The sequence below is a fragment of the Proteus sp. ZN5 genome, from assembly GCF_011046025.1.
GTDB lineage: Bacteria > Pseudomonadota > Gammaproteobacteria > Enterobacterales > Enterobacteriaceae > Proteus.
In genome coordinates, this window is record NZ_CP047639.1 from 1,241,847 (window position 1) to 1,267,279 (window position 25,433).

Consider the following 25,433-nt stretch of genomic DNA (forward strand, 5'->3'; position numbering starts at 1 on the left):
ACTTAAAATTTTAAGTGCCCTTTTTAATATCTATAATAAATTAATTTTTAAAGCAATTATTCTCTAACCCAATATAACGGTCAAAAGCAACAATAAATTGTTTATGCTCTTTCTTTAGCCAAGGATGTTGGTAACTTTCACCGGGTAACAGTTGTAATATCTTGGCATTTTCTTCGTCAGAATCGCACTGATCATTTAACAGTAATCGGAAGTAGGTATTGCCGGTGTTTTTGATGGTGCCAGCAATATTATTATGATCATAAGCGAATTTCATTTCGCGAGGGCGGATCACCATGACAGTATTTAATCCAACGGTAGGAACAACCAAAGGCTGTTTACTGTCTTCCTGATAAGGTACTAAGTTAACTGGAGTTTCTTCAATAATAATACGGTAATAGCGCTCTTTATCGTCTTTAGCACCTTTATAAAATAATTTAAAAAACTCATGTTCATTTGGTAATAACACTTTTTGCAAAGGCGTATAAAGTATTTCACCATCATCTATGGGAAGTTGTTTTTCATCTTTTTCTTTTCCTCCCGGTTTTTCGATTTTATAGACATGAATTTTATAAAGATTGGTTCTGTCTGTATTATTAAGATAAGTACGAGAGAAAAAGGTTTTATCAGATTCAAGGGTAAAAACTTCAGAACCGACATAAAGAGCATGAGCTGAAAATGTCAGTGTTGAAAGTGCTAATGTACTGATGAATTTTAATATTCTTTTCATTCTATCTCTTTAGTTAGCTTGTTTTCATAATGATAATAATAAAGTCTATAATATCATCAATACAAAAATCATCATGTGTTATGAATAATAAAACGGGTATAAATACTAAATTTATACCCGTTGGTCACTTCACCCTATTTTTAGTGAACATCTGTTCCAGACCATTCAGCAAACACATTGACGTAACCACTGGCTTCAACGACACCAATCCAGTCTTCACCCTCCATTGAGAAAAGAGATGTACTTTCATTCATAGGAAAGGTGAGTTGTAAATCAGTTCGATAGAAATTACCTTCTAACTGATAAGGATAAGGCCATGTGCTCTCCGTCCATAATGCCTCTTTAATGGAGATAGGCACATTATCGCAAGCTGTACGGGTTTTTACTTTTGAGCCACCTTCATCGGTATACGTTAGATAGGCTGAAAAAGGCACATTAATTTTTTTGTCTCTAGAGCTAAATAAGCAGTAAGGCTGGCCTCTTAATGTGACTTGAGGTCCTTCAACGGCGGCAGTAATTTTATTCGCTTGGCGAAATGCACTGGTGGTAACAATATAGTCAAAGGTTAGCGGTGGCTCTTTATCGCCCACTTTTCCTTCTCGGTAGGGTTTATTAACCATTTCTTTAGAGACAATACTAATACCATAATCGCGAGGTTTTATAATTAAAGTATTAGAAGGCGTAAATTCATAATAACCGGATTGTGGTAGATTTTTATTATCTATCAAAAAAGTAAATAACTCTTGGCTTTTAGATAAATCGACTTTTCTATCAATAATATCTTTTAAAAAAGCTTGTCCCATAAAGAGGAATATCTCTCCGTCCCCTGCATGAACAATATCTTCCATATTTCCACCTGATGTACCTACTTTCCAATAGTTATTCCCATCTCCAATCATAAGGGCTTTATTAACGTTACTACTTAATTTACCCAAAATAGGATTAATTTTTAGAACAACATCTATGTTAAAACCTTTAGCAATATCTCCTTTAAAATTATAAGCAACTAGAGCACACATAATACCTTCTTGTTTACCTATAATTGTATTTTTACAAAATTTTGAACCAAGACCTAATATGGCATTACCATTGCTATCGACGAAAATTTCCTGAAGTGCATTTGTTGATTTTAATGTCATATGTCCTGTTTTTGTAACATGGAATATATGATTATCTGTTTTCCCATTAGTTGATTCACAAGTTTGGCCTAACTTAGGGTTGTAATCTTTTTTGGTGTAACAGAAAAAATAATTAAGAGTTTGTGTTGTGCCTATAGAAAGTTGTTTTATAAATTGGTACATAGAATCAGAGAATATACCTCTAGCTGTTCCTGCTCCTCCTGATGTTGTTGTTATTGGAATATGGTAGGCTCCATTCTCTAAAATATAGTCAGCTTTAAGCATCCCATCGCTAGGGCAAGAAGTTGAATTTCGCATACAACGTTGACCAACAAATGGTGATTTAATTGGCGAGTTTTCTAGCCATATATCAAGATAATCATTTTTACTTGGTCCCCCAGTATAACCCATGTATCCTAAGCTATCCTGGTCATCTAGGCTGTACTTTGTAAAAACATTGGCTCCACTAAAGCGAGGTTTTGTTGAAGGGGGGGCAATGAAATACTCATTATCTATGTTGTTTTCAATAAAAATGATCGGAAAATTAAACTCTGAAGCTTTACAAAAGAACGTAGCAAATAAAAATAGAATACTAAGTAAGCTTTTTTTAAACATAACAATAAGTTCCTAATTCCGAATCGCTAAAGTAGTCTGCGGATCACAAATCACATCACCCACCCATAGCACACCGCGTGCAGATGAAAGGTCTAATTCAGCTTCACAAATTTGTTTATCATCTTGTTGTAATGAAATCACTGGATAACGTTTATCAACGTCCATCGCAAACTGACCTTGATGGTCGGTTTGAGTGCGCCCGATATGGTTACGTACTTGTGCACTGGCTAACAGCGTGCCATCAGGTGATTTCATTCGACCAAATACGGTGACCATTTGTTTTAACTCAGGCTGATGCACCGCAACGTTACCCGGATAAAGCACTACGTTTTTTACACGGCCTGAGGCGATATCAAAGCTGTCTTCACTGTTTTTATCATTCAGCAATTCGACTTTATATTCGGCATAAGGAGAGAGCGGAATAAAGTTATTACTACCCGATAACACAAAGCGTTGACCATTGACGTTAGCGGCAATTTGTCCTTCACCATCAATACTGGTTTTGACAATCACGCCCGATGTTTCTTGTTTACCACTGGCTGAGAAATTCATATCACTATAAGCCAGTGAGCCTCGCGCGGTTAATGTGGTATTTAAACGATCATTATTAGGGCGACTCATGGTTAACGTACCCGTACTGTATTTAGTATCAAACGAGCCGTAACCACTGACAGAGAAATCACTGTCAGTACCGTCTTTATCATGTAACAAGGTGGACACGGATAAGCCTGCGTTACGGATAGCAGAATCTTCAAAGCTTTTTGACGCAGATAACTCACCACGCACATTACCATTGCTGGAAGAAACACCCGCACTAAGCCATGTTGCCAGTGGTAATGAAAAATCTAAGGTAATGTATTTTTCGTTGGTACTGTTTTGGTTATCGTAGTGATAACGCTGGATACCAGTACGCAAGCTCATACTGCCATAACGCCCGTTATAGAGTGAGGTGGAATACTCAAAGTTGTTTGATTTGTTTTTATCGCGTAAATCTTTGGTATAGGAATAGGTAAATGATCCTGCATATTCCCAAAATTGCGTTAAGTTCAGGGTAGTACCAAAAGAGTAGTTATCAGAGTCATACATTGGGAAGTCATCTTTGATATTCCCTTTTTCTTTATTTACCCAAAGCGAGCCTAAACCTTTGGGGAGTGAGTACGATGCTGTAATAATATTACGATCGCTGCCATCATTAGCAAAAAGAGATTGCCAACTCATGGATAAATTTTCACTGAGTTGTACATTGGCATTGGTTTCAAGGACCGCTAAATCATCAAATGCATAGGTTGAGGCTTGTAAATTTAATCCTGAGAATACCCCTAAAGTGACCGTTCCTGCACCACCGACAAGCCAAGTGTTATCTGAGTTCGATGTTCTATATTCATTATCTCTATTTTTAATGCGTTTTTTATAATCAACATAGCCTGAGAAGATTTCCCAACGAAACTCATTAAGTGTGGCGCCACGCATATTAAAGGTTTTATTCACGGTTTGAGTTTGTTTGGCGTGAACTTTACCATCAATAACAACTTCAACTTCAACTTGATAAATACCAAAAGGTAGAGGAGCGGTATCGACTTCAAAGCTTCCCATTGGAAAATTTTGAATACTTAATAGCTTACCTTCACGATAAATGCGTACTTCGCCAGCACTCGGTAAGAAAACGGTAATAGGGGTGAGTGAAAGCTGTGAATGATTAACTTTAGATGATGAGTTGTTACCGTAAGTCATCCCGTAAACTTTACTGCTATTGAGTGCTGACATGGAAGCAATCGACTGTAAGTTCCATGTATTTAATAGACCAAAAGCAAAACGACGACCATTAAAGTCACGCTCAAACATGGCACGATAAAAGTCAAAAGACTGCTCTGCGGTACCTAAGCCATAAGCCGTAGCGCTCAGGTTTAAGTGGTTTTCAGCAAAACTCCAAATACTGTCGATTGAAAAATAACTATTCGTGTTATCTTTTTGCTGTTTTATTTGATTGTTGTAGACACCTAAATCATAGGTTGTGACTGCTGATATATTTCTTACTGTTGATTCACCAAGCATTTCCGAACGGGCTTTAACTTGAGTGGCAAGGCCTGCCTCGCTGACATCCAAGGTCATAATGAAGGAGTTTAAATCAAACACAAGGCTAGCATCAGGTGAAAGCATGACTTTGCCTTGTTGTCCAATTTGTGCGTCTTTCAGTGATATAAGCGAACTAATAATTTTGTCATTAATAGAAGCAACTTGAGAATCGTCACTATCGTAAGTTGGTGTGATAGAGCTAATAACAATTTGATGGTCTTTAAGTACTACCAGCGCATCTGCAATCTTATTACGGCTTTGTTCTTCTAAAACTGATTGATTAGAGAGGTTATAACGCAGATAAACAGGGATCGTCATGCCTTCTTCTAATGCAGTAGCAAAGACACTGGGAATAATATAATTACCAATCTTTAAACTGGTTGGTTGGCTATATGTATTCTCGGACAATAGGAACATAGCAATGCCTAGTGCCACTACAGATTTACGCACAAGGAGTCCTTATTAAATTAATTTATAATAATAAAATCATCGTTATGCCAAATACCGACAGTTGATTTTTTGCTTTGAACATCGACTTGCTTTAATTTGACACCAAGACCCGGCATGACGTAATAGCGTTCACTACAACGATTATTTTCATTTTTTGTCACGGCATCAGGCATACAATCGCCCGTGGCGACAGTACGGAATGAGCTATTCCCCATGTTATAAACAATACGAGTGCTTTTATCGAAACGGTAACTGAAATTTTCTTGACGTGGGGCGACGACTAAAATGGTGCTTATCATTGCGGATGTGGTCGCAGTTGCTGCTTTTGCGCTCTGTGTTGATCCAGTTTCAGTCACGGGATCATCACGCCAAACTAAGCGATAATAGCGCTCTTGATTATCACTAGGACCTTTATAGAAAATCTTGAAATTTTCTTTGGTTTTTCCGGGTAAAATTAAGTTTGCTGGCGAAATCAAAATCTCATTATTAACTAAAGGGATCACTTTTCCATCTTCTAAAGGCGATGAAATTCGCTCAATAGATAATCCAACTAACCGTGCTTGCTCGACGTTATTTTCAATTTCTTTGGCAAGAATGGTTTGGTCAGACTGCATTGTTTCAGTAATGGCGCCGACATGGATGGCTGCTGCAAATTGGCTATAAAAAAATAAAGGACACAAACACGTCAATATTATTTTTTTCATTACAGATCCTTGAGGGAGAGCGAAAATTCGCTCACCCTAATTTATTAAAAATAAACTTTATGGCTTATGGACCTTTGGTGAAGTCGCCTTCCCAAGTTGCAGTAAACTGAACTTTAACGTCGCCATCCCAGTAACCGTCTGCTAAATCAGAGAATGGGGCATCAGTACCCGCGATTTTTGCGGAAGCGATATTGAACGTGAATTGGCTTTGGCCGCTCACACGCTCTTTACCGTTGTAAGCACCGTCTTGAGCTAAGAAATCAAGACCAGCCGTTGCACCTGTTGCAACGTCAACCATGGTGGTGTCTGTTGAGCTAGTTAAATCAGTACCATTCCATTTAACACCAACAGTTAATTCACTGTTATCAGAAGTACGTACTAATTTATCGGTGATGATTTTTGAAGTCAGTTTAAAGTCAGTGGCATTTTCTTGACCTTGAATAGTGATATCGAACGCACCATCTTGAGAGTTAAATGCTTTAATACCTTCTGCATAATAGAAAGTTAAAGATTTTAATGGGGTAACAACTAACATACTTTTAGTATCTTTGTATGCTTTCGCATCCCATGAAGCAACAGCACTTGCTTTACGAGTATCAGCTTGAGCAAGAGTTGTTGCACCCATAATAGCAACAGCGAGAACAGCCAATGTCAGCTTTTTCATAAAATATCCTTTAATGATTGTCTATAATAGATCGCTTTTATCTTTCTATTAATGAAAGAAACTAAATATATTGATGCGTTATTTTAAATAAAAGAATTTCTCTTTAAATAATTCCAATGAAATATTTAAAGAATGACTCTTTTATTGATTGTCTTTAGGTGAGTTGTTATTTGTTCTTTTTATTAAACCCCCAAAAATAAAAAATAATTTACTTTTTAGTTTGTGGTTAATTAATGACTGAGAATTATTTAATATATTTTAATTTGTAAAATTAAATATAAATATAATTAAATTTTTCTTATGGCTCTAATCTAAACAATATAGAAAAATAAGTTGATGAGAAAATTCCTATAAGTGTTATTCCTTAATTTGTATATATTAATTTAATTAATACATTTTGTATGTATCCTCGATTTTTTGTGTTTTTTTTTATTTTTTAATTAATTTTCATTATGTTTTTTTGTTTTTTGTTATAGTTATTATTTGGAGGTTTTGGTTTTTTTTGAAAAGTTTTATTCTATAATAGACTTTATTCTATATTTTATATTAATAATTTATTTGTATTTAGATTATAATTCTTGTGTGGGTCTTAAAATTAAATATTTACTCATTGCGTGAGTAAATTTCATTTTAAACCTATAAAATAGGCATGTTTTTTATAAATTAAAAAAAATAAACCATCTAATTATGATTTATATTTTTATATAGAGTGAAATATAATTACTCGATGTTACTTATTTCATTGTAAATATATTATCTTTAAAGGATGAAATGTCTTTTTAGGAGGATATTAAAAAGATTGATTCTAAAATTAAGTAATTAAGGTGAAATTAATCTTTTAATGAAATATTAATTTATTTTCTATGCGGAATTAATTGTAATAGAATTTTTCGTTGACTTACCCGCACATGATTGTGCGGGTTTTTTATGCGGTTAATGTGAAAAAAGGTTTATAACGTTATTGGTTCAATAACTAATTCATTCTTATTTGTATCTAATTTTAGCTTTTGAGATTCAGAGACTTTTAATAACGCAGGCCCTAAATTGACTAACATTGGTAAGCGCATTTCCGCCGCAATAATCGCACTGTGAGAGCGGCTATCGCCTTTTGCTAAAGCAATACCAACTAATTGGCTATCAATTAATTGAATGAGTGTAGAAGGAAAAAGCTCTTTTGCGACCAAAATAGCCGGTTGTGAAGGGGTGAAACTTGGGCGTGTTTTATCTTGTAAATGATAAAGCACCTGATTACGCAGATCTCGAAGATCGAGTTCACGCGCACGTAAATAGGGATCGGTGAGGGCGCAATACAGTTGTGTTCTTTCTTGCATTTCATCTGACCAACTTTGTTGGGCACTGATCTTCTCTTCTTTAATGCGTTCAATCACACTCGTTATTAACTCATCATCATCTAACATCATGATATGGCCATTGAAAATAGCACCAATATGCTCACCTAATTTTTGGCTCGCTTTATTGGCTGTCTGTTTTAGAGCTTTTAGTGTCTCTTTTATTGCAAAATTAAGTTTGCCAATTTGGGCATGGATATCAAGCGGCTCAGATAAGTTTTCTATCGGTGATAGCTCTATTTCATGCCAAATAAAAGCAGGGGCTTTAATTTGAGACACTGGGGCTAAAATACCTTTTAATGTGATGGTATTAGAATCAGAAGGCAGCTCTTCACCAAAGCCATTTTTGGCAAGTTCAAGAAAAGCGGCAATCGCCTCATCTTCTTGCTCACCAGAGGCAATTAGCGTTATCTCATCACCTTGGCGAATTTGTATTAATGAAAGCTGATTTAAGCTGAGAGGATTAATACGTCTATCCCCTTTAACGAGTTGATAATCTGCCTGAAAAGCAGAAAGTACTTCAACTAAAGTTGCAGCCGGTCTTACATGTAATCCATGAGGATTACGAACAACCCAACTTGCCTCTTTGCCGTGAATTTTGACTGGGGCATTAATATCATTTTTAGGTTGAACGAAATTTTCACCCAGCTGGATTTTCTTTGGATATAAAGAATTTGAAGCTTCTTCAATCACTTTCTCTAATGACGCTCCTGAAGATGCGGCGACAACCGCAGCAAGCGTACCTTCAACTAAGGGGGCAGAGCAGAGGGTGACTTTTTCAGCGAGCTCGGGATCAAGTAACTCAATCGCAGTTTCTGCACTTAATATTGCACTTCCTAAATCCATCATCACAACAATAGATTGTGCTTGAGAAAGTGATTCTATCGCCGTCATAATTTTAACGGCATCGGTACCAATCGCATGTTCTTCATCGTTGATACCTGCGGCAACAGCAAGTTGGCAATGAGCCGGATTAAGCATCTGACTGGCAAGCTCTGCCACACCATCAGCGAGATGTTTACTATGAGAAACAATAACAATATTTATCATGGTAGACCTTTATTGGTTGCTTATATTGGTTGTTTGGTCAGTTATGCATTAATGCTATTTGCAAGGGCTTGTATCATCAGTACCACAGAAGCACTACCGGGATCTTTATGCCCGATACTGCGCTCACCTAAGTAGCTTGCTCGTCCTTTTCGAGCTTGCATCGGGATAGTATTTTCAGCGGCTTTTTCAGCGACAATTTGTGCTTGGTTGAGGGCTTCTTTAATAGAAAGATTTTGTTCATTAGATTGTTTTAATGACTCAACTACTGGCCACCAAACATCACACATGGTTTTATCATTTGGCTCTGCTTTTCCTCGGCTTACAATGCCTTCTACACCTTCAGTTACCATTTCAACGAGTTGGTTAAGTTCTAGATTTTGCAATGAAGCCGTGGGTTTGGCGGCACGAATAAAGAAGGTACCAAATAGAGGACCACTTGCTCCGCCAATATTTGAGAGCAATGTCATGCCTGTGGTTTTGAGGATGGTACCAATATCTTGCCCTTCAAGTTCAGGTAGTTTTTCCTGCACTTTTCTAAAGCCACGGTTCATATTTAAACCGTGGTCAGCATCGCCAATTTCACGATCTAAATCCGTTAAATAATCACTATTTTGTTCAAACAGCAGTGCGCATTGTTGTAACCAAAGAATAATTTGAGCGTGAGTTAAAGCCATTTCTTGTTCCTTTTTCTTGTTATTAAAGACTTATTTCACCATCGCAGGTGTATTTACTGGAGCATCCCATAAGGTCAATAATTCGTTATCCACTTTCAATAACGTAATGGAGATCCCTGACATATCGAGCGAAGTACAATAAGAACCAATTAAAGAACGTTCGATGGTTAAGCCAAATTTTTCACAGCATTGGATTAAATGGTTATAAACACCATAAAGCTCAGATTGTGGTGTAGCACCTAAGTTATTAACTAAAACAATGACGCGATCGCCAGATTTTAAAGGTTGTTTTTCCTGACTTTCATCGATCCAAGAGCCGTTTTCACGATCCCAATTGCGGATCACACGTTGATAGTGGCCATTTTCAATTAAGGTATTAAACATGGCATCGACGGTATCATTCAGGGAAGTAAATTTACGACGATCAATACCCGGTTCACCATGAATACCAACACCAAACTCCATTTCATTTTCAGGTAAAGTAAAAGAGGGTTTCCCTGCTGCTGGAACCGTACAGGCTTCTAAGGCAATGCCGATAGAAAAACCATTATTATTAATGTGATGACCTAATTTAACCAGTTCATCAAGAGAGTCGCCTCTCTCAGCCGCCGCACCCAGTAGCTTTTCGATTAAAACGGTATTGGCAACACCACGGCGTCCTGCGGTATATAAGCTATCTTTTACTGCCACATCATCATCAACTAACACGGTTGCGATTTTTACACCATCGTCATGAAGCAGTTCTGTTGCTGTTTCAAAGTTCAGCACATCACCAGTGTAGTTTTTTACGATCATTAAAACACCTTCACCACTATCAATGGCTTTGGCGCAGTCATACATTTTATCAGGTGTTGGTGATGTAAATATTTCACCCGGACATGCACCATCAAGCATTCCTTTTCCCACAAAACCGGCATGCATCGGTTCATGCCCGCTACCACCGCCGGACAATAGAGCAACTTTACCTTTTACTGGAGCATCTTTTCGCGTGACATAAAAAGAGGAGGGATGAAGTTTGATTTCAGGATGGGCTTTTGCAAAGCCTTGTAGTTGTTCAGATAACACATCATCAACTCGATTAATCAGCTTTTTCATCTTAAATGCTCCGTTTGAAATTTGTGTTTAGTCTTCAAACCAGAAATAGGGTTTCTGGTTTGGGTGGCTGACAAATTATTTATTGAAGGATTGGCAAACACGGCATAAATGGGCGGTGTCTATTTTATTTAAACATAAGAATTATTTTTATTTAGCTTAAAAATGAATCTACATCATTTATCTTTCTATAAGAATAGGTTAGTCAAATAACCTGTCAGAATGGGAGCAAGATCATAAAAATAAATGAAAAAGTGAGTGTCTGTTAGTGATGGTTACATACCTTGCAAAAGAGTGAGTGCTTTCTCTCTCTGTTCTGGAGAAAGGTTTTTAATCACATCTAATAACAATGTATCTTTGTTTTTTGCACTTGGCATAAGGGTATGACTAAACGTGAGGTTTAAAACAAAGGTATGACCGCATTCAGGATCACGACAAGCACAATAGAGATCGGATAACTCTTTGTGTTTACGATTACTTTTCTTTACAAGCGCTTTTTCACCGCATTCAGGACAAAAAATAGTTAAGACACGCATCTCGTTTATCTCTCTACTAAGGGCTATCAGATAGCTTCTATATTAGCTGAAATTTGTATTATAACCAGTCTATTTATTGTTTTTTTATATAAATCTTTGTTTTAAAGCTATTTAAAGATGCTCAAAACAAGTTTATTTGTTTTAATTGATGTAAATAGTTCGGTTATTGTCGGGTAAGCTCCGATAACCGACATTAACCGAACAAACTTACTAGCCTGAAATACAAACTTTGTAGATAATAGCTTCACGTTAAATGATACGGAGATAAGCAAGATATTGAATTTATTGTTTATTCTTTTTGTTGATTTTCAGTGTAAGTAGAAAGCAATAGATAAGGATGTCTATTACAAGTTAACAAGGAAGTTAGCAGTAATATAACTGAATCGCCTGTTGTTTATCGCAAATGGATGTTGCGCGTAGTTAAAATAAAAGGAACTTACGTTATCTCAATCGGGAATTTATTCAGTTACACAGGGTCGTGGCTTACTGCTAATTCTTTACAGATTATCTGATGAATGTTGGGAGGTGAGGGTTCTTTTTACGGTTAAAAAAGTGTAATCAGAGATGAGGTGTATTCATGGATGAATATGACAGCACATTGATATCGTTAGTCATAGTGGGCGCTTTTATTGCATTAGGGAAGATGCTCGTTGCGAATGAAACCATTACATTAAGATTGTTTATCGGCAAAATTATTTTAGGCTCGGCGGTTTCTGTTGTTGCTGGTGCACTGCTTATTTTATGGCCTGGAATTGATCCTGTCGCAGTAATGGGAATTGGCTCAGCGCTCGGTATTGTGGGTTATCAGTTAGTCGAAATCTGGTTACGTAAACGCGGTAATCAATTTTTTTCAGGGAAAGAAAAAGATGATACCAAGTAAAAAGTGCAACACGTTTTCATCATAATAAAAGTCGATAAAATCAGTTTTGTCTCGAATGACTAAGGAGTTAGGTCATGTTCAACACACAAGCGTTATATGCATGGATTGCACTACTGGCGTTTAGTTTGGGTTGGATTGCTCAAGGATGGCATCGAGATAATATAGCGTTAGAACAACGGATGTTAATAACGCAAATCGAAGATCAAGCAAACATGGATGCTTGTCTTGATCTTCAACTTTTTGTTTATGTATTAGAGGAAAATTATCCCTAATATAAAAGAGGAGACGCTTATTTTACTTAGTGAATGTCAGTTCCTGACCATTCTGCAAAGACATTAACATAGCCCCGAGCCTCTACTACACCAATCCAGTCTTCACCTTCCATTGAGAAAAGAGAAGCACTTTCATTCATAGGAAAGGTTAATTGTAAGTCGGTACGATAGAAATTACCTTCTAACTGATAAGGGTAAGGCCATGTGGTTTTTGTCCATAAGGCTTCTTTAATGGAAATAGGCACATTATCGCAAGCAGTACGGCTTTTTACTTTTGAGCCACCTTCATCGGTATACGTTAAATAGGCTGAAAAAGGCACATTGATTTTTTTATCTTTAGAACTAAATAAGCAGTAAGACTGACCTCGGATTGTTGTTTTAGGTCCTTCAACGGCGGCAGTAATTTTATTGGCTTGGCGAAATGCGCTGGTGGTTACAATATAGTCAAAGATTAGCGGTGGCTCTTTATCACCCACTTTTCCTTCTCTATGAGGATTGTTGACTAATTCTTTAGAAACAATACTAATGCCATAATCACGAGGCTTGATAATAATCGTATTTGATGGTGTAAATTCATAGAACCCTGATTGAGGCACCGCAGTATTGGTAAAACTAAAGGTAAATAAATCTTGGCTCTTAGAGAGATCCACGTTGTTTTTAATTAATTTTTTAAAAAAACTTTTTGTGAAATGGACATAAACGCCACCATTACCAGGAGTGATTAAATAAGAGGCAATGGTTGCTGATGAATAATAAAAGGTTCTTGATGTAGGTGTTGCTGAAAGAAGAATATCACTCGCTGTTGGTGTAAATGATAATGTCGTTGTATCGACTTTCATCGCCAGTCTCATAACATTTAAGCTTTCGCCTTTTAGCTCATAATCGACCATCTTGCAGACAACATTATCGCCAACAATTTCACAAAATTTAGAGCCTAAGCCTAATACAGCATTACCTTCACTATCGACAAAAATCTCTTGTAACGCATTGGTTGATTTTAGTCTTATATGCCCTTTTTTGGTGATCGCAAAACTTTGCTCATTTACTTTACCGTTTACAGAACGACATGTTTGGCCTAATGCCGGGTTGTAATCATTTTTGGTATAGCAGAAGAAATAACTAAAATTCTCAGTACTGCCAACAGGCAAGTTTTGCATATATTGATAAAAAGAATCAGAGAATATTGCTCTAGGAATACCCGCTTCGCCGCCATGAGTATTCATATAAGCACGATACATTCCGTCATTTAAAACCTGTTCAGGTCTTTGTATACCATCAGAAGGGCAATCTCTATAGGTTCTCCAGCAACGGTTACCAATAAATGGCATTTTAATTGGGGAGTTTTCTAACCAAATATCAAAGTAATTGTAGAGAGGTACAGCACCTGTATATCCCATGTAGCCTAAACTAAGTTGATTATCACTGTATTTAGTAAAAACGTTAGCACCACTAAAACGGGGATCCGTTTTTTGTGGAGTAATAAAATATTCATTATCAATATTGTTTTCAATAAAAACAATATCATTGGTGTAGGTTACTGCACTGGCAGTAAATGTAGCAAAAAGGGTAAGTATTAATAATAAATAATGTTTAAACATTATATGCTTTCCTTTAATTCCGGTTTACCAATGTAGTTTGTGGATCACAAATCACATCACCTACCCACAGCACACCACGAGCTGACGACAGATCTAATTCAGCTTCACAAATTTGTTTATCATCTTGTTGTAATGAAATCACTGGATAACGTTTATCAACATCCATCGCAAACTGCCCTTGATGGTCGGTTTGAGTGCGCCCGATATGGTTACGTACTTGTGCACTGGCTAACAGCGTGCCATCAGGCGATTTCATTCGACCAAACACAGTAACCATCTGTTTTAACTCAGGCTGATGTACTGCAACGTTACCCGGATAAAGTACCACATTTTTTACACGGCCTGAGGCGATATCAAAGCTGTCTTCACTGTTTTTATCATTCAGCAATTCGACTTTATATTCGGCATAAGGAGAGAGCGGAATAAAGTTATTACTACCCGATAACACAAAGCGTTGACCATTGACGTTGGCAGCAATTTGGCCTTCACCATCAATCCCAGTTTTGACAATCACACCCGATGTTTCTTGTTTGCCACTGGCGGAGAAATTCATATCACTATAAGCCAGTGAGCCTCGCGCCGTTAATGTAGTATTCAAACGATCATTATTAGGGCGACTCATGGTTAACGTACCGGTGCTGTATTTAGTATCAAACGAGCCGTAACCGCTGACAGAGAAATCACTGTCAGTACCGTCTTTATCATGTAATAAGGTGGACATGGATAAGCCTGCGTTACGAATAGCGGAATCTTCAAAGCTTTTCGATGCAGATAACTCGCCCCGCACATTACCATTACTAGAAGAAACACCTGCACTAAGCCATGTTGCTAACGGCAGTGAGAAATCTAAAGTGATGTATTTTTCGTTGGTGCTGTTTTGGTTGTCGTAGTGGTAGCGTTGAACACCAGTACGCAAACTCATACTGCCGTAACGACCTGTATAAAGTGTAGTTGCATATTCAAAACTGTTAGACTTATTTTTGTCTCTTAAATCTTTAGTGTGGGAATAAGTAAATGAGCCTGCATATTCCCAAAATTGCGTTAAGTTCAGCGTAGTACCAAAAGAGTAGTTATCAGTGTCATACATCGGGAAATCATCTTTGATATTTCCTTTTTCTCGGTTGACCCATAATGCGCCAATCCCTTTAGGCAAGGAGTAATTAGCAGTGAAAATATTGCGGTTACTACCATCTTTAGCAATTAATGCCTGCCAACTGGTTGAGAGGGTATCCGTTAATTGTAAATTACTATTGGTTTCTAATACGGCAAGATTATCAAAGGCATAAGCAGAACCCTGTAAGTTCAAACCTGAAAATACACCTAATGTAATCGCACCTGCGCCACCGACTAAGACCGTATTATCGCCACTGGTTGTACGATATTCGTTATTATTATTTTTAATACGTTTTTTGTAATCTACATATCCTGAATATAATTCCCAACGGAATTGGTTTAAGGTTGCGCCTTTCATATTGTAAGATTTATTGACGGTTTGACGTTGCTTAGAGCGAACTTTCCCATCAATCACTACTTCGACATCGACTTCATAAATACCAAAAGGAAGTGGTGCGGTATCGACTTCAAAACTTCCCATTGGGAAATTTTGAATACTTAATAATTTTCCATCGCGATAAAGACGGACTTCACCGGCACTTGGCAAAAAGACTGTAATAGGTGTTAGAGAGAGTTGAGAATGGCTTATTTTAGACGATGAGTTATTACCGTAAGTAACACCATAAACTTTACTACTGTTAAGTGCTGACATGGAAGCGATAGATTGTAAGTTCCATGTATTTAATAGACCAAAAGCAAAACGGCGACCATTAAAGTCACGTTCAAACATGGCACGATAAAAGTCAAAAGACTGCTCTGCGGTACCTAGACCATATGCAGTGGCACTTAAATTCAAATGGTTTTCAGCAAAACTCCAAATACTGTCGATTGAAAAATAACTATTCGTGTTATCTTTTTGCTGTTTCACTTGATTGTTGTAGACACCTAAATCATAGGTGGTAACGGAGGAAATATTATCAACGGTTGATTTTCCCAACATTTCCGAACGGGCTTTAACTTGAGTGGCAAGGCCTGTTTCATTAACATCTAACGACATAATAAAGGTACTTAAATCAAAATTAAGCGTAGCATCTGGGGAAAGCACTATCTTATTATTTTGATCAAAGGGTTTATCTTTCAGTTCGTTTAATGATTGGAGGAGTTGTTCATTGAGAGAGGCAACTTGTGCATCACCTTCATCTAGTGTTGGAGTCACTGAGTTAATCGTGATTTTATTGTCTTTAAGTACCACTAGTGCATCGGCAATTTTATTACGGCTTTGTTCTTCTAATACAGATTGATTAGAAAGGTTATAACGTAGATAAACAGGGATCGTCATGCCTTCTTCTAACGCAGTTACGAAGACACTAGGAATGATGTAGTTACCCATCTTTAAACTAGACGATTGGCTAAATGCACTTCCGGATAAAAGACATAAAGCGATACCTAGAGCTATCCCTGATTTACGCACAATGAATCCTTATTAAATTAATTTATAATAATAAAATCATCGTTATGCCAAATACCGACAGTTGCTCTTTTGCTTTGAACATCGACTTGTTTTAACTTAACACCAAGGCCCGGCATGACGTAATAGCGTTCACTACAACGATTATTTTCATTTTTTGTCACGGCATCAGGCATACAATCGCCTGTGGCGACAGTACGGAATGAGCTATTCCCCGTGTTATAAACAATACGAGTGTTTTTATCGAAACGGTAACTGAAGTTTTCTTGACGTGGAGCGACGACTAAAATAGTGCTTATCATTGCTGATGTGGTCGCAGTTGCTGCTTTTGAACTCTGTGTTGATCCAGTTTCAGTCACGGGATCATCACGCCAAACTAAGCGATAATAGCGTTCTTGATTATCACTAGGACCTTTATAAAAAATCTTGAAATTTTCTTTGGTTTTTCCGGGCAAAATTAAGTTTGCTGGTGAGATCAAAATCTCATTATTAACTAAAGGGATCACTTTTCCATCTTCTAAAGGCGATGAAATACGCTCAATAGATAATCCGACTAACCGTGCTTGCTCGACATTATTTTCAATTTCTTTAGCAAGAATAGTTTGATCAGACAGCATTGTTTCAGTAATGGCGCCGACATGGATGGCTGCTGCAAATTGGCTATAAAAAACCAAAGGACTCAAACACGCTAATATTATTTTTTTCATCGTGGATCCTTGAGGGAGAGCGAAAATTCGCTCATCCCGTATTTATTAAAATACTTACTTTGTAGCTTATGGTGCTTTAGTGAAGTTGCCTTCCCAAGTTGCAGTAAACTGAACTTTAACGTCACCATCCCAGTAACCGTCTGCTAAATCAGAGAATTGAGCATCAGTACCTGCAACTTGTGCAGAAGCAATATTAAACGTGAATTGGCTTTGGCCGCTCACACGCTCTTTACCGTTGTAAGCACCGTCTTGAGCTAAGAAATCAAGACCTGCAGTTGTACCAGCAGCAACGTCAACCATGGTGGTTTCTGTTGAGCTAGTTAAATCAGTACCATTCCATTTAACACCAACAGTTAATTCACTGTTATCAGAAGCACGTACTAATTTATCGGTGATGATTTTTGAAGTCAGTTTAAAGTCAGTGGCATTTTCTTGACCTTGAATAGTGATATCGAACGCACCATCTTGAGAGTTAAATGCTTTAATACCTTCTGCATAATAGAAAGTTAAAGATTTTAATGGGGTAACAACTAACATACTTTTAGTATCTTTGTATGCTTTCGCATCCCATGAAGCAACAGCACTTGCTTTACGAGTATCTGCCTGAGCAAGAGTTGTTGCACCCATAATAGCTACTGCAAGAACGGCTAATGTAAGCTTTTTCATAAAATATCCTTCGTAGATTAATTCTTATTACATAATGTTTTTAAATAACAGATGTTATTTAAAAATAATCTGTTATTCAGTTATTTAGACTTTAGTAAAAATACTTATTTAAAATGAATTTTAAATAGACTCATTTTAAATAAAATATATTTTTGAAATGGAAAGCTGATTGTTTGAATTTTTGAATGTCAATTCTCTTTATGCTTTTAGTCAATATATTCAAATATACAAAAAAGTAATAAAGCTAAAAATAAGTGTATTTATTCTTTTTTGGATTATTTGTTTTATTTACCAATTTGTCTTGAGGTCAATTCTACAATTTAAAATTTTTATGGGGATAGGATTAATCTCATAGGATTTTCTGCTGCAAAATAAAAATATTAGTGTTTTTAAACTTTATCTAGATTTTTATACGCGTAAATCGAGTTTTTTATTGTTATTAAGTAAAGATAACTTAAGTATTTATGATTATTTATTACTATATAAAAATTTTTATTTACTCTCTTTTTGTTTTTTTTTGTTTTGTAAGGTAATTTTTAGAAATATAAGTCCAGTAACTTAGTCTTTTTTGGACTTTAATTGGTGTTTTATTTGTTTTGTGATGGGTTTCGAATTAACAGATAAACTTTATTATTGGAAGTGTCTAAAAATGATTGGTGAATATTGATCTAAATTAATATATGACAGCTACTACAAATAATTATTATTTAAATAGAGCTAAAACTAATAGAAATTCTATTTTTATTCTTAGTTGGATAATAATTTTATTATGTAAATAAAAAGTAAATTAATCATGAAGTATTTGTTTTTTATTCAAGGTGAATACGATTGAAAATAACTATCATAAAATAACTATGTAACTAAACTGCTCTCTTATGCAATTTAATATAAATAGAGTATTTATACTTATAATAATGTGATGAAGTAGTTACCTTAAAAAGAGATAATCACTCAAATAAAGTTTTCGACGGAATTTGATGATGTTTGTCTTTTGCAACAGAACAACAGGCACCAACTTTCTCTGTTTTACATGTAATCAAAAAGAGTGTGTAGGATATTAACAAAGAGAGAATCAAGATGGATTTAGAGATCAGTTATGTTAATCCGAGTTTTGTTTTAGTATTTAATAATAGAGGATATGAAGTTGAAATCGATTACTTAGGGATGCTTTCTAGTTTTTAATAAGAGTTGAATAATGAAGTAAGGATTTAAATATTCTCTTTTAACTATTTTATTTATAAGTATTGTTAATATTTTTGTCTCTACCTTTTTACTAATTTGTGCCTTTTTTGCCAATTTATCCTATTTTAAAGAAACATTTTCATGATAAATAAAATAAATAGTCATTTTATTCCTATTAATTCATTCGTATTTGTTTTTATCTTCCTTTTGTTTTTTTAACTCATTGATTTTAAATGATATAAATAAAATCTAAATAAATTGTTATTATTTCTAAAATTCCAAATATAATTTTGTTTATAACTGTTTTTAAAATATAAATCTTTATCTTTAGAATATAGATAAAATAAAAAATTTATTTTTTATTTATTTAAAGAATTTGAATGAATAACGTGTTATATCAATAGTTCATCAGTGATTAAACTCTATACTTTGGCTTTAAGTTATTAGACGCCAAATTTATCATTATAATAAATTATCAAAATGAACTTTAAACGCTTTATTTTTAAACGACTTATCCAAGTTGTTCCCATGCTTATTATTGTCAGTATCTTGGCATTTATATTAAGTCATATTTCAGCGGGTGATATTGCTGAGATTACCTTACGAAGCAAGGGGATCATTCCAACACCCGACAGTATTGCCGCGGTGAGAACAGAACTTGGATTAGATAGACCTCTGTATATTCAGTATTTAAGTTGGTTGGTACACACCTTACAAGGCGATTTCGGTACATCGATTCAATCTGGTTTACCCGTCAGCCAAGAAATTATGGACAGATTTCCTGCAACGTTAAAATTGGCGTTGGTTTCCACATTGTTTGCCATCATTTTATGTGTCCCTATCGCGTTAGTTTCGGTGCGTTTTAAAGATACGCCGATTGACCACGGTATTCGTTTTTTAACCACAGTTGCAGCAACCTTACCCGATTTTTGTCTCGGATTATTATTACTGTATATCTTTGCGATCCAATTGCATCTTGCGCCGGTGATTGCAGGCGATAGCATGCAAAATATTCTCTTACCTGCTTTAACGCTCAGTGCGGGTTATGCAGCTATGTATACCCGTATTTTACGTAACAACTTAATCGAAGTGAGTTATACCGATTATATTCGAGCAGCCAGAGCAAGAGGATTAGGTAAAACAGCTGCCCTTTTTCGTCATGGTTTAAAAAATGCTGTTTTGCCTTGCATTACTTTAATTGGCGTGAATTTTGGTAAGTTGTTAGGTGGGCAATTTGCTTGTGAAACTATTTTTTCATGGAATGGCATTGGCAAATTTGCCGTAGACAGTATTCGACTTAAAGATTTGCCTGTTATTCAAGGATATATCGTTGTTGTGGCGGTAACCTACATTGTTATTAACCTTTTGATAGACGTGCTGTATGTTTTTATCGATCCAAAAATAATGATGGAGTGATAACCATGCAACTGAATTTTTTGCAGCGATTTTTACAACAACGTTTAGCAATGACTGGCGTGGTGATCATCCTCTTTCTCGTTATTTTGGGTATTTTTGCGCCTTATTTAGCTCCTCATGATCCTTATTTGACTAATGTTAAATTAAAACTGATGAGTGCTAGTTTTGATTATCCACTAGGAACCGACCAATTAGGGCGTTGTGTCTTTTCACGCTTAATTTATGGGATCCGTACCAGTCTTTCGACAGCGGTACTTGCTACTGCATTAATGCTTAGTATTGGTATTCCATTGGGAATTTTAGCGGGATATGTAGGAGGCAAAACCGACAACTTAATTATGCGTCTTGTTGATATTGCATCAACCTTTCCATCCAGTTTATTGGCGCTGGCAGCCATTGGGATCACTGGCCCTAGTTTAATGACGATTTTATTGGTGTTTATTACGCTCTGGTGGGCGCCTTTTGCCCGTATTATTCGTGGCTCAGTTATTGCGTTAAAAGAGAAAGATTTTATTCAAGCGGCTATCTCTGTAGGTTCACCTCATCGTCGTATTATATTTCATCACATTATTCCTAATGCCATGTCATCCATTATTGTTCTCGCCACATTACGTATCGCGGCGGTTATTACACACGTTGCGGCATTTTCATTTATCGGTTTAGGCTCACAACCGCCAATTGCAGATTGGGGGGTGATGCTCAGTGATAGCCGACAATATATGACACAATATCCGATGATGATTATCTATCCTGCACTCGCCATTATGCTGTCAGTTTGGGCGTTAAATATGATTGGTGAAGGGTTAAATGATGTCTTACAAAACAATGCTAAAGCTTTAGATTTGAAAAAACAGGAGGAGATTTAAGATGTGCTCTAAACCTGTTTTATCCGTCAAAGAGCTGACGACTGTTTTCCAACAACAAAAGAGTGAATTTGTAGCTGTAAATAATATCGATCTTGAGCTTTATGCCGGAAAAATAACCGCACTAATTGGTGGGTCGGGAAGTGGTAAATCAGCCACTGCACTCTCTTTAATGAATTTAGTTGATAAGCCCGGAAAGGTTGTTTCGGGTGAAATAACGTTATCTGGTGAAGTGATTTCAAATAAAAGCGAAAGGCAGTGGCGAAATATTCGTGGGCAGAAAATTGCTATGATTTTCCAAGAGCCAAGAAGTGCATTAAATCCTACCATCAAAATAGAAAAGCATTTTGCCGAATCACTCCCCCCTTTATGGCGAAAAAAATCGAAAACAGAAAAGCGACAACGGTATAAAGATATTTTATCTCGCCTTGGATTAAGTCATGCCGATGAGTTGTTAAATAAATATCCATTTGAGTTAAGTGGCGGTATGTGTCAGCGCATTATGGTAGGAATGGGGCTGTTATCAGAGGCGCAAGTCGTTATTGCTGATGAACCGACGGCTTCTTTAGATCTTACAACGCAAGCGGCTATTTTATATGAAATTGATCGTTTGAAATCATTGGGGATCGCCATTTTGTTGATCACGCACGATCTCGGTATTGTGGCGCAAATGGCTGATAACGTTTATGTGATGTATCAAGGCAATATTGTGAGTTCAGGAAGTGTGACTCAACTTTTTGATGAGCCTCAACATGAATATACCCAGCGTTTATTTTCAACAATAAAGCAGGGAAAATAAGATGCCATTAGTCGAAGTAAAAAATCTTTCTAAATATTATAAAAAAAATGGCGTCACAACCTGTGCTGTTGCCAATGCTTCATTTTGTATTTATCGAGGAGAAACGTTGGGTGTTGTTGGGGAATCTGGATGTGGAAAAACGACGCTTGGCAAATTATTACTGAAATTAGAACAAAGTGATGAGGGCGTTATTACGTTTTCGAAACAGGCGATCACGCATTTTAGTTTTAAACAGATGCGCCATATTCGCCAAAATATGCAGATGATCTTTCAAGCTAGTGCAGATGCTTTTAATCCTTATTTTACCGTAGAACAAATTATTGCTGAGCCACTCATTAATTATAAACACCTTACTCGCCAAGCACGTCAGCATCTGATCAGTAAAACATTAGAATTAGTCGGCTTAGATAGCTCTTTTTTATCAAGACATTCTGATGCGCTTTCAGGTGGGCAAAAACAACGGGTTGGCATTGCAAGAGCGCTTGTGCTTGAACCTGAATTTGTGGTGTGTGATGAGATTGTCTCGAGTATTGATTTTGCCTTAAAGCAACAAATCCTCACGTTAATTAATACCCTTAAAAAGACATTACAACTGACTTATCTATTTATTTCTCACGATATTTCTGCGGTTAATTTTGTAAGTGACCGTATTATTGTGATGTATCTTGGTCATATTGTTGAAGTTATTCCTAAAATGGATAACCGTGTTCAGCATCCATACAGTCAAACTTTATTATCTGCTGTATTACCGACTCATCCTTCACAACGCACGCCTTTTAAACAACAAATCTACACCGATGCACCTAAAACACAGACAGGTTGTCCTTATTACCATCGTTGTGTAAATCGACAAGATATCTGTAAGCAACAAACACCCTCTTTGATAGAAATTACATCTGATCATTGGGTTGCATGTCATCAAATAATCAATTGATAACAATAAGATAGAAAGAGAAAAATATGTTTAAACAATTAATACACCGAACTTTATTGGTTGGTTTTCTTTCAATAACGGCATTAACGGGCTGTAATGATGAAAAACCAACAGAAAACCCCCCTCAAGTTGAACAGAAAAAAGAAGTTGTCGTGGCTATTTATCGTGATGGTGCGATGAATATGCTTGATGCTGCTAGTTATAACGGTCCTCATTTTGTCTTTAAGATGATTTATGACGGTTTAACAGAAGATGGCGGTGAGGGGCAGATTATTCCCACATTAGCAACCAGTTGGGATATTTCAGAAGATGGGAAAACCTATACCTTTAAACTGCGCGAAAATGTGAAGTTTTCAGATGGTACCCCGTTTGATGCTGATGCGGTTATTTTTAACTTAAAACGTTGGGTGAATAATCCTCGTTATAGCCAAATTACCGCAACATTAGTGGATTCAATGGAAGCCATTGATAAATACACTGTGCGTATTACTTACAAAAATCCTTCTTATCCTATTTTAATGGAAATGACCTATCCTCGACCTGTGCGCTTTTTAAGCCCCGCGTCGTTAGGTGAAGACGGTAAAACCTTTACTAAACCTGTCGGAACAGGCCCTTGGATGCTAGAAAGCTATGAGAAAGACAAAAGCTTTACGCTGGTGCCAAATCCTTATTATTGGGGTGAGAAACCAAAGTTAGATCGCATTATCTTTAAAGTGGTTCCTGATGGTCAAGCGCGTGTTTTTGCCTTACAAAGTGGTGAGGTAGATATTATTGGCGGTGATCTGATTGGTAAAATCCCAATGGGAAATATTCAGGAACTAGAACAAGATAAGAAATTTGAAACATTTACCGCTGATACATTAAGTTCTCACTTTATTGCTTTTAACCAACGTACATCTGAATTACAAGACAAGCGTATTCGCCAAGCAATTAACTACGCGATTGATAAAAAAAGCATTGCAGAAGATCTCTTTAATCATATCGGTAAAGAAGCGACTGGAATGTATCAATCTGGAGTGCCTTATGCGAATGCAAAAAATAACACCACATTAGTGGGTGATAAAGATAAAGCGCAGGCATTATTAATTGAGGCTGGATATAGCAAAAATGCCCAAGGTATTTTTGAAAAAGAGGGTAAGCCTTTAGCTTTTTCTTTCTTGCTAACAACAGACGAATTTCCTGAATGGAAAACCCTTGCCGAATTTATTCAAGCAGAATTAGCGCAAACAGGTATTCAAGTTAATTTAAAAATACTCGATCGTAATGGTTATACCCAATCCACTTTAGGATCCAAAGATTTTGATATGGCTTTAATGCGCACAGCTTCAGATTCATGGATGCCTCATAGCTCTATGCTAGAGATCTACGATATTCAAGCTAATAATCAGCAAGCTAAAGCGTGGTATGACGAAAATCTCTCAGCGATGATTTATAAAACTTTAGCGACATTAAATGAAGAAGATCGCCAAAAAGGTTATGACGGCATTATGACCTTTATTAGTGAAGAGGCGATCACTGCGCCGGTTTATCATCCCGTGACAAACTTTGCTATTAATCCTAAGAAGGTCGCTAATTTTGAAGTGGGCGTAAATAACTACGCACCTGTTGCATGGGAAAAACTCACTGTACCTCATACATCTGAAAAATAGTCTCTACGGCGCTCTTTGTTATCTATATCAGATCTTAGTGGCGCCGTAATTTTGCTTATTTATTTTAGTTTACTTACTGATAGGTTTTGTTATGCAGGACTCAAAAGATAAATTATTAAAAAATTGGACAGAGGGTGCTGAGAATTACAGTAATTTGATCCAATTAGAATTAAACGGTTTCCAACGAGAAGCGTGGTTGAATATTATTCATGAGTATTGTGGCCAACAAGGTAAATTAAAGGTGCTAGATGTGGGAACCGGCCCCGGTTTTTTTTCTATTATTATGGTGAAAGCAGGGCATAAAGTGACGGCAATAGATTGTACTGAGGCGATGGTTGATGTTGCTAAGAAAAACTTTGAAGCCTACCAAGTTGGTATTGACGTAATGCAAGGTGATAGCCACTCTTTACCTTTCCCTGATGATCACTTTGACTTGGTGATTAGCCGTAATGTGGCATGGACGTTATTAGATGCAAAACAGGGTTATAAAGAGTGGTTACGTGTCTTAAAACCGGGCGCAAGAACGCTAATTTTTGATGCTAACTGGAATCGCTATTTATTTGATGACACCTTAAATCAGAAAAACAGTGAAGATATTGAAGCATATATTGCACTATTTAATGAAAAGCCAGCAGGGTATAGCGATGCAATGCTCGATTACCGTAAAAGTATGCCGATGTGTCAAAAAATTAGACCACAATGGGATCTTGATACATTAGTCACTCTAGGTTATTCAGAACTGACTTGTTTAACCAATATTAATGAGCGAGTGTATGACGAAAAACGTAAAGTGCTTTATCGCTCAACACCGATGTTTATGATCGCAGCTAGTAAGCCTCGGGTAAAAGTGACTTATTAATTGCGATAAAAATAAAGTCCTATCCACGCTATTAA

The 25,433-nt window shown here is 36.5% G+C and carries 21 protein-coding genes; 8 read left to right on the forward strand and 13 right to left on the reverse strand.

What is annotated here, in order from left to right; all coding sequences use genetic code 11:
• Nucleotides 1-40 precede the first annotated feature (40 nt).
• From GTK47_RS05675 to GTK47_RS05715, 9 genes are all read right to left on the reverse strand, one after another.
• On the reverse strand, nt 41-727 hold the full coding sequence (locus GTK47_RS05675) for a fimbrial protein (RefSeq protein ID WP_165122365.1): 687 nt from the start codon (nt 725-727) through the stop codon (nt 41-43).
• Nucleotides 728-867: 140 nt separating this feature from the next.
• Nucleotides 868-2,460, reverse strand: coding sequence for a fimbrial protein (locus GTK47_RS05680; protein WP_165122366.1), 1,593 nt, complete (start codon nt 2,458-2,460; stop codon nt 868-870).
• A 12-nt stretch (nt 2,461-2,472) separates the two neighbouring features.
• Nucleotides 2,473-4,983, reverse strand: a complete 2,511-nt coding sequence (locus GTK47_RS05685; protein WP_165122367.1) for a CS1-pili formation C-terminal domain-containing protein — start codon at nt 4,981-4,983, stop codon at nt 2,473-2,475.
• Between the two features lie 17 nt (nt 4,984-5,000).
• Nucleotides 5,001-5,687 (reverse strand): hypothetical protein, encoded by a 687-nt coding sequence (locus GTK47_RS05690; RefSeq protein ID WP_165122368.1) that lies wholly within the window; start codon nt 5,685-5,687, stop codon nt 5,001-5,003.
• A gap of 64 nt (nt 5,688-5,751) precedes the next feature.
• Complete coding sequence (locus tag GTK47_RS05695; RefSeq protein ID WP_165122369.1) at nt 5,752-6,351, reverse strand: common pilus major fimbrillin subunit EcpA; 600 nt, start codon at nt 6,349-6,351, stop codon at nt 5,752-5,754.
• Between the two features lie 950 nt (nt 6,352-7,301).
• Nucleotides 7,302-8,750 carry a dihydroxyacetone kinase phosphoryl donor subunit DhaM gene (gene dhaM, locus GTK47_RS05700; RefSeq protein WP_165122370.1) on the reverse strand — a complete coding sequence of 483 codons (1,449 nt, stop codon included), beginning with the start codon at nt 8,748-8,750 and terminating at the stop codon, nt 7,302-7,304.
• 41 nt (nt 8,751-8,791) lie between these two features.
• On the reverse strand, nt 8,792-9,424 hold the full coding sequence (gene dhaL / locus GTK47_RS05705) for a dihydroxyacetone kinase subunit DhaL (protein ID WP_165122371.1): 633 nt from the start codon (nt 9,422-9,424) through the stop codon (nt 8,792-8,794).
• Between the two features lie 30 nt (nt 9,425-9,454).
• On the reverse strand, nt 9,455-10,519 hold the full coding sequence (gene dhaK, locus GTK47_RS05710; RefSeq protein WP_165122372.1) for a dihydroxyacetone kinase subunit DhaK: 1,065 nt from the start codon (nt 10,517-10,519) through the stop codon (nt 9,455-9,457).
• Nucleotides 10,520-10,791: 272 nt separating this feature from the next.
• Complete coding sequence (locus GTK47_RS05715) at nt 10,792-11,052, reverse strand: ogr/Delta-like zinc finger family protein (protein ID WP_165122373.1); 261 nt, start codon at nt 11,050-11,052, stop codon at nt 10,792-10,794.
• A 577-nt stretch (nt 11,053-11,629) separates the two neighbouring features.
• On the opposite strand from GTK47_RS05715, the gene GTK47_RS05720 reads away from it, so the two are divergent.
• On the forward strand, nt 11,630-11,932 hold the full coding sequence (locus GTK47_RS05720; protein WP_165122374.1) for a phage holin family protein: 303 nt from the start codon (nt 11,630-11,632) through the stop codon (nt 11,930-11,932).
• 74 nt (nt 11,933-12,006) lie between these two features.
• Nucleotides 12,007-12,204 (forward strand): hypothetical protein, encoded by a 198-nt coding sequence (locus GTK47_RS05725; protein ID WP_165122375.1) that lies wholly within the window; start codon nt 12,007-12,009, stop codon nt 12,202-12,204.
• 26 nt (nt 12,205-12,230) lie between these two features.
• Here the strand turns inward: GTK47_RS05725 and GTK47_RS05730 are convergent, their stop codons facing one another.
• From GTK47_RS05730 to GTK47_RS05745, 4 genes are all read right to left on the reverse strand, one after another.
• Nucleotides 12,231-13,802 (reverse strand): fimbrial protein, encoded by a 1,572-nt coding sequence (locus tag GTK47_RS05730; protein WP_165122376.1) that lies wholly within the window; start codon nt 13,800-13,802, stop codon nt 12,231-12,233.
• A gap of 13 nt (nt 13,803-13,815) precedes the next feature.
• Nucleotides 13,816-16,326 carry a CS1-pili formation C-terminal domain-containing protein gene (locus GTK47_RS05735; RefSeq protein ID WP_165122377.1) on the reverse strand — a complete coding sequence of 837 codons (2,511 nt, stop codon included), beginning with the start codon at nt 16,324-16,326 and terminating at the stop codon, nt 13,816-13,818.
• A 17-nt stretch (nt 16,327-16,343) separates the two neighbouring features.
• On the reverse strand, nt 16,344-17,030 hold the full coding sequence (locus GTK47_RS05740; RefSeq protein ID WP_165122378.1) for a hypothetical protein: 687 nt from the start codon (nt 17,028-17,030) through the stop codon (nt 16,344-16,346).
• A gap of 66 nt (nt 17,031-17,096) precedes the next feature.
• Nucleotides 17,097-17,696 (reverse strand): common pilus major fimbrillin subunit EcpA, encoded by a 600-nt coding sequence (locus GTK47_RS05745; RefSeq protein ID WP_165122379.1) that lies wholly within the window; start codon nt 17,694-17,696, stop codon nt 17,097-17,099.
• Between the two features lie 1,662 nt (nt 17,697-19,358).
• Here GTK47_RS05745 and GTK47_RS05750 point away from each other — a divergent pair.
• The 6 genes from GTK47_RS05750 to GTK47_RS05775 all read left to right on the forward strand — a co-directional run bounded on the left by GTK47_RS05750 (nt 19,359) and on the right by GTK47_RS05775 (nt 25,398).
• Nucleotides 19,359-20,294 carry an ABC transporter permease gene (locus tag GTK47_RS05750; RefSeq protein WP_165122380.1) on the forward strand — a complete coding sequence of 312 codons (936 nt, stop codon included), beginning with the start codon at nt 19,359-19,361 and terminating at the stop codon, nt 20,292-20,294.
• A 5-nt stretch (nt 20,295-20,299) separates the two neighbouring features.
• Entirely contained in the window at nt 20,300-21,160 is an 861-nt protein-coding gene (locus GTK47_RS05755) for an ABC transporter permease (RefSeq protein ID WP_165122381.1), read from the forward strand.
• Between the two features lies 1 nt (nt 21,161).
• Nucleotides 21,162-21,956, forward strand: a complete 795-nt coding sequence (locus tag GTK47_RS05760; protein WP_165122382.1) for an ABC transporter ATP-binding protein — start codon at nt 21,162-21,164, stop codon at nt 21,954-21,956.
• Nucleotide 21,957: 1 nt separating this feature from the next.
• A complete protein-coding gene (locus tag GTK47_RS05765; protein WP_165122383.1) occupies nt 21,958-22,890 on the forward strand; it encodes an ABC transporter ATP-binding protein in 933 nt (310 codons plus the stop codon).
• Between the two features lie 26 nt (nt 22,891-22,916).
• The gene (locus GTK47_RS05770) at nt 22,917-24,539 is read left to right on the forward strand and encodes an ABC transporter substrate-binding protein (RefSeq protein ID WP_165122384.1); all 1,623 of its coding nucleotides are present in this window, start codon (nt 22,917-22,919) and stop codon (nt 24,537-24,539) included.
• 91 nt (nt 24,540-24,630) lie between these two features.
• The gene (locus tag GTK47_RS05775; RefSeq protein ID WP_165122385.1) at nt 24,631-25,398 is read left to right on the forward strand and encodes a class I SAM-dependent methyltransferase; all 768 of its coding nucleotides are present in this window, start codon (nt 24,631-24,633) and stop codon (nt 25,396-25,398) included.
• Nucleotides 25,399-25,433: the final 35 nt, after the last annotated feature.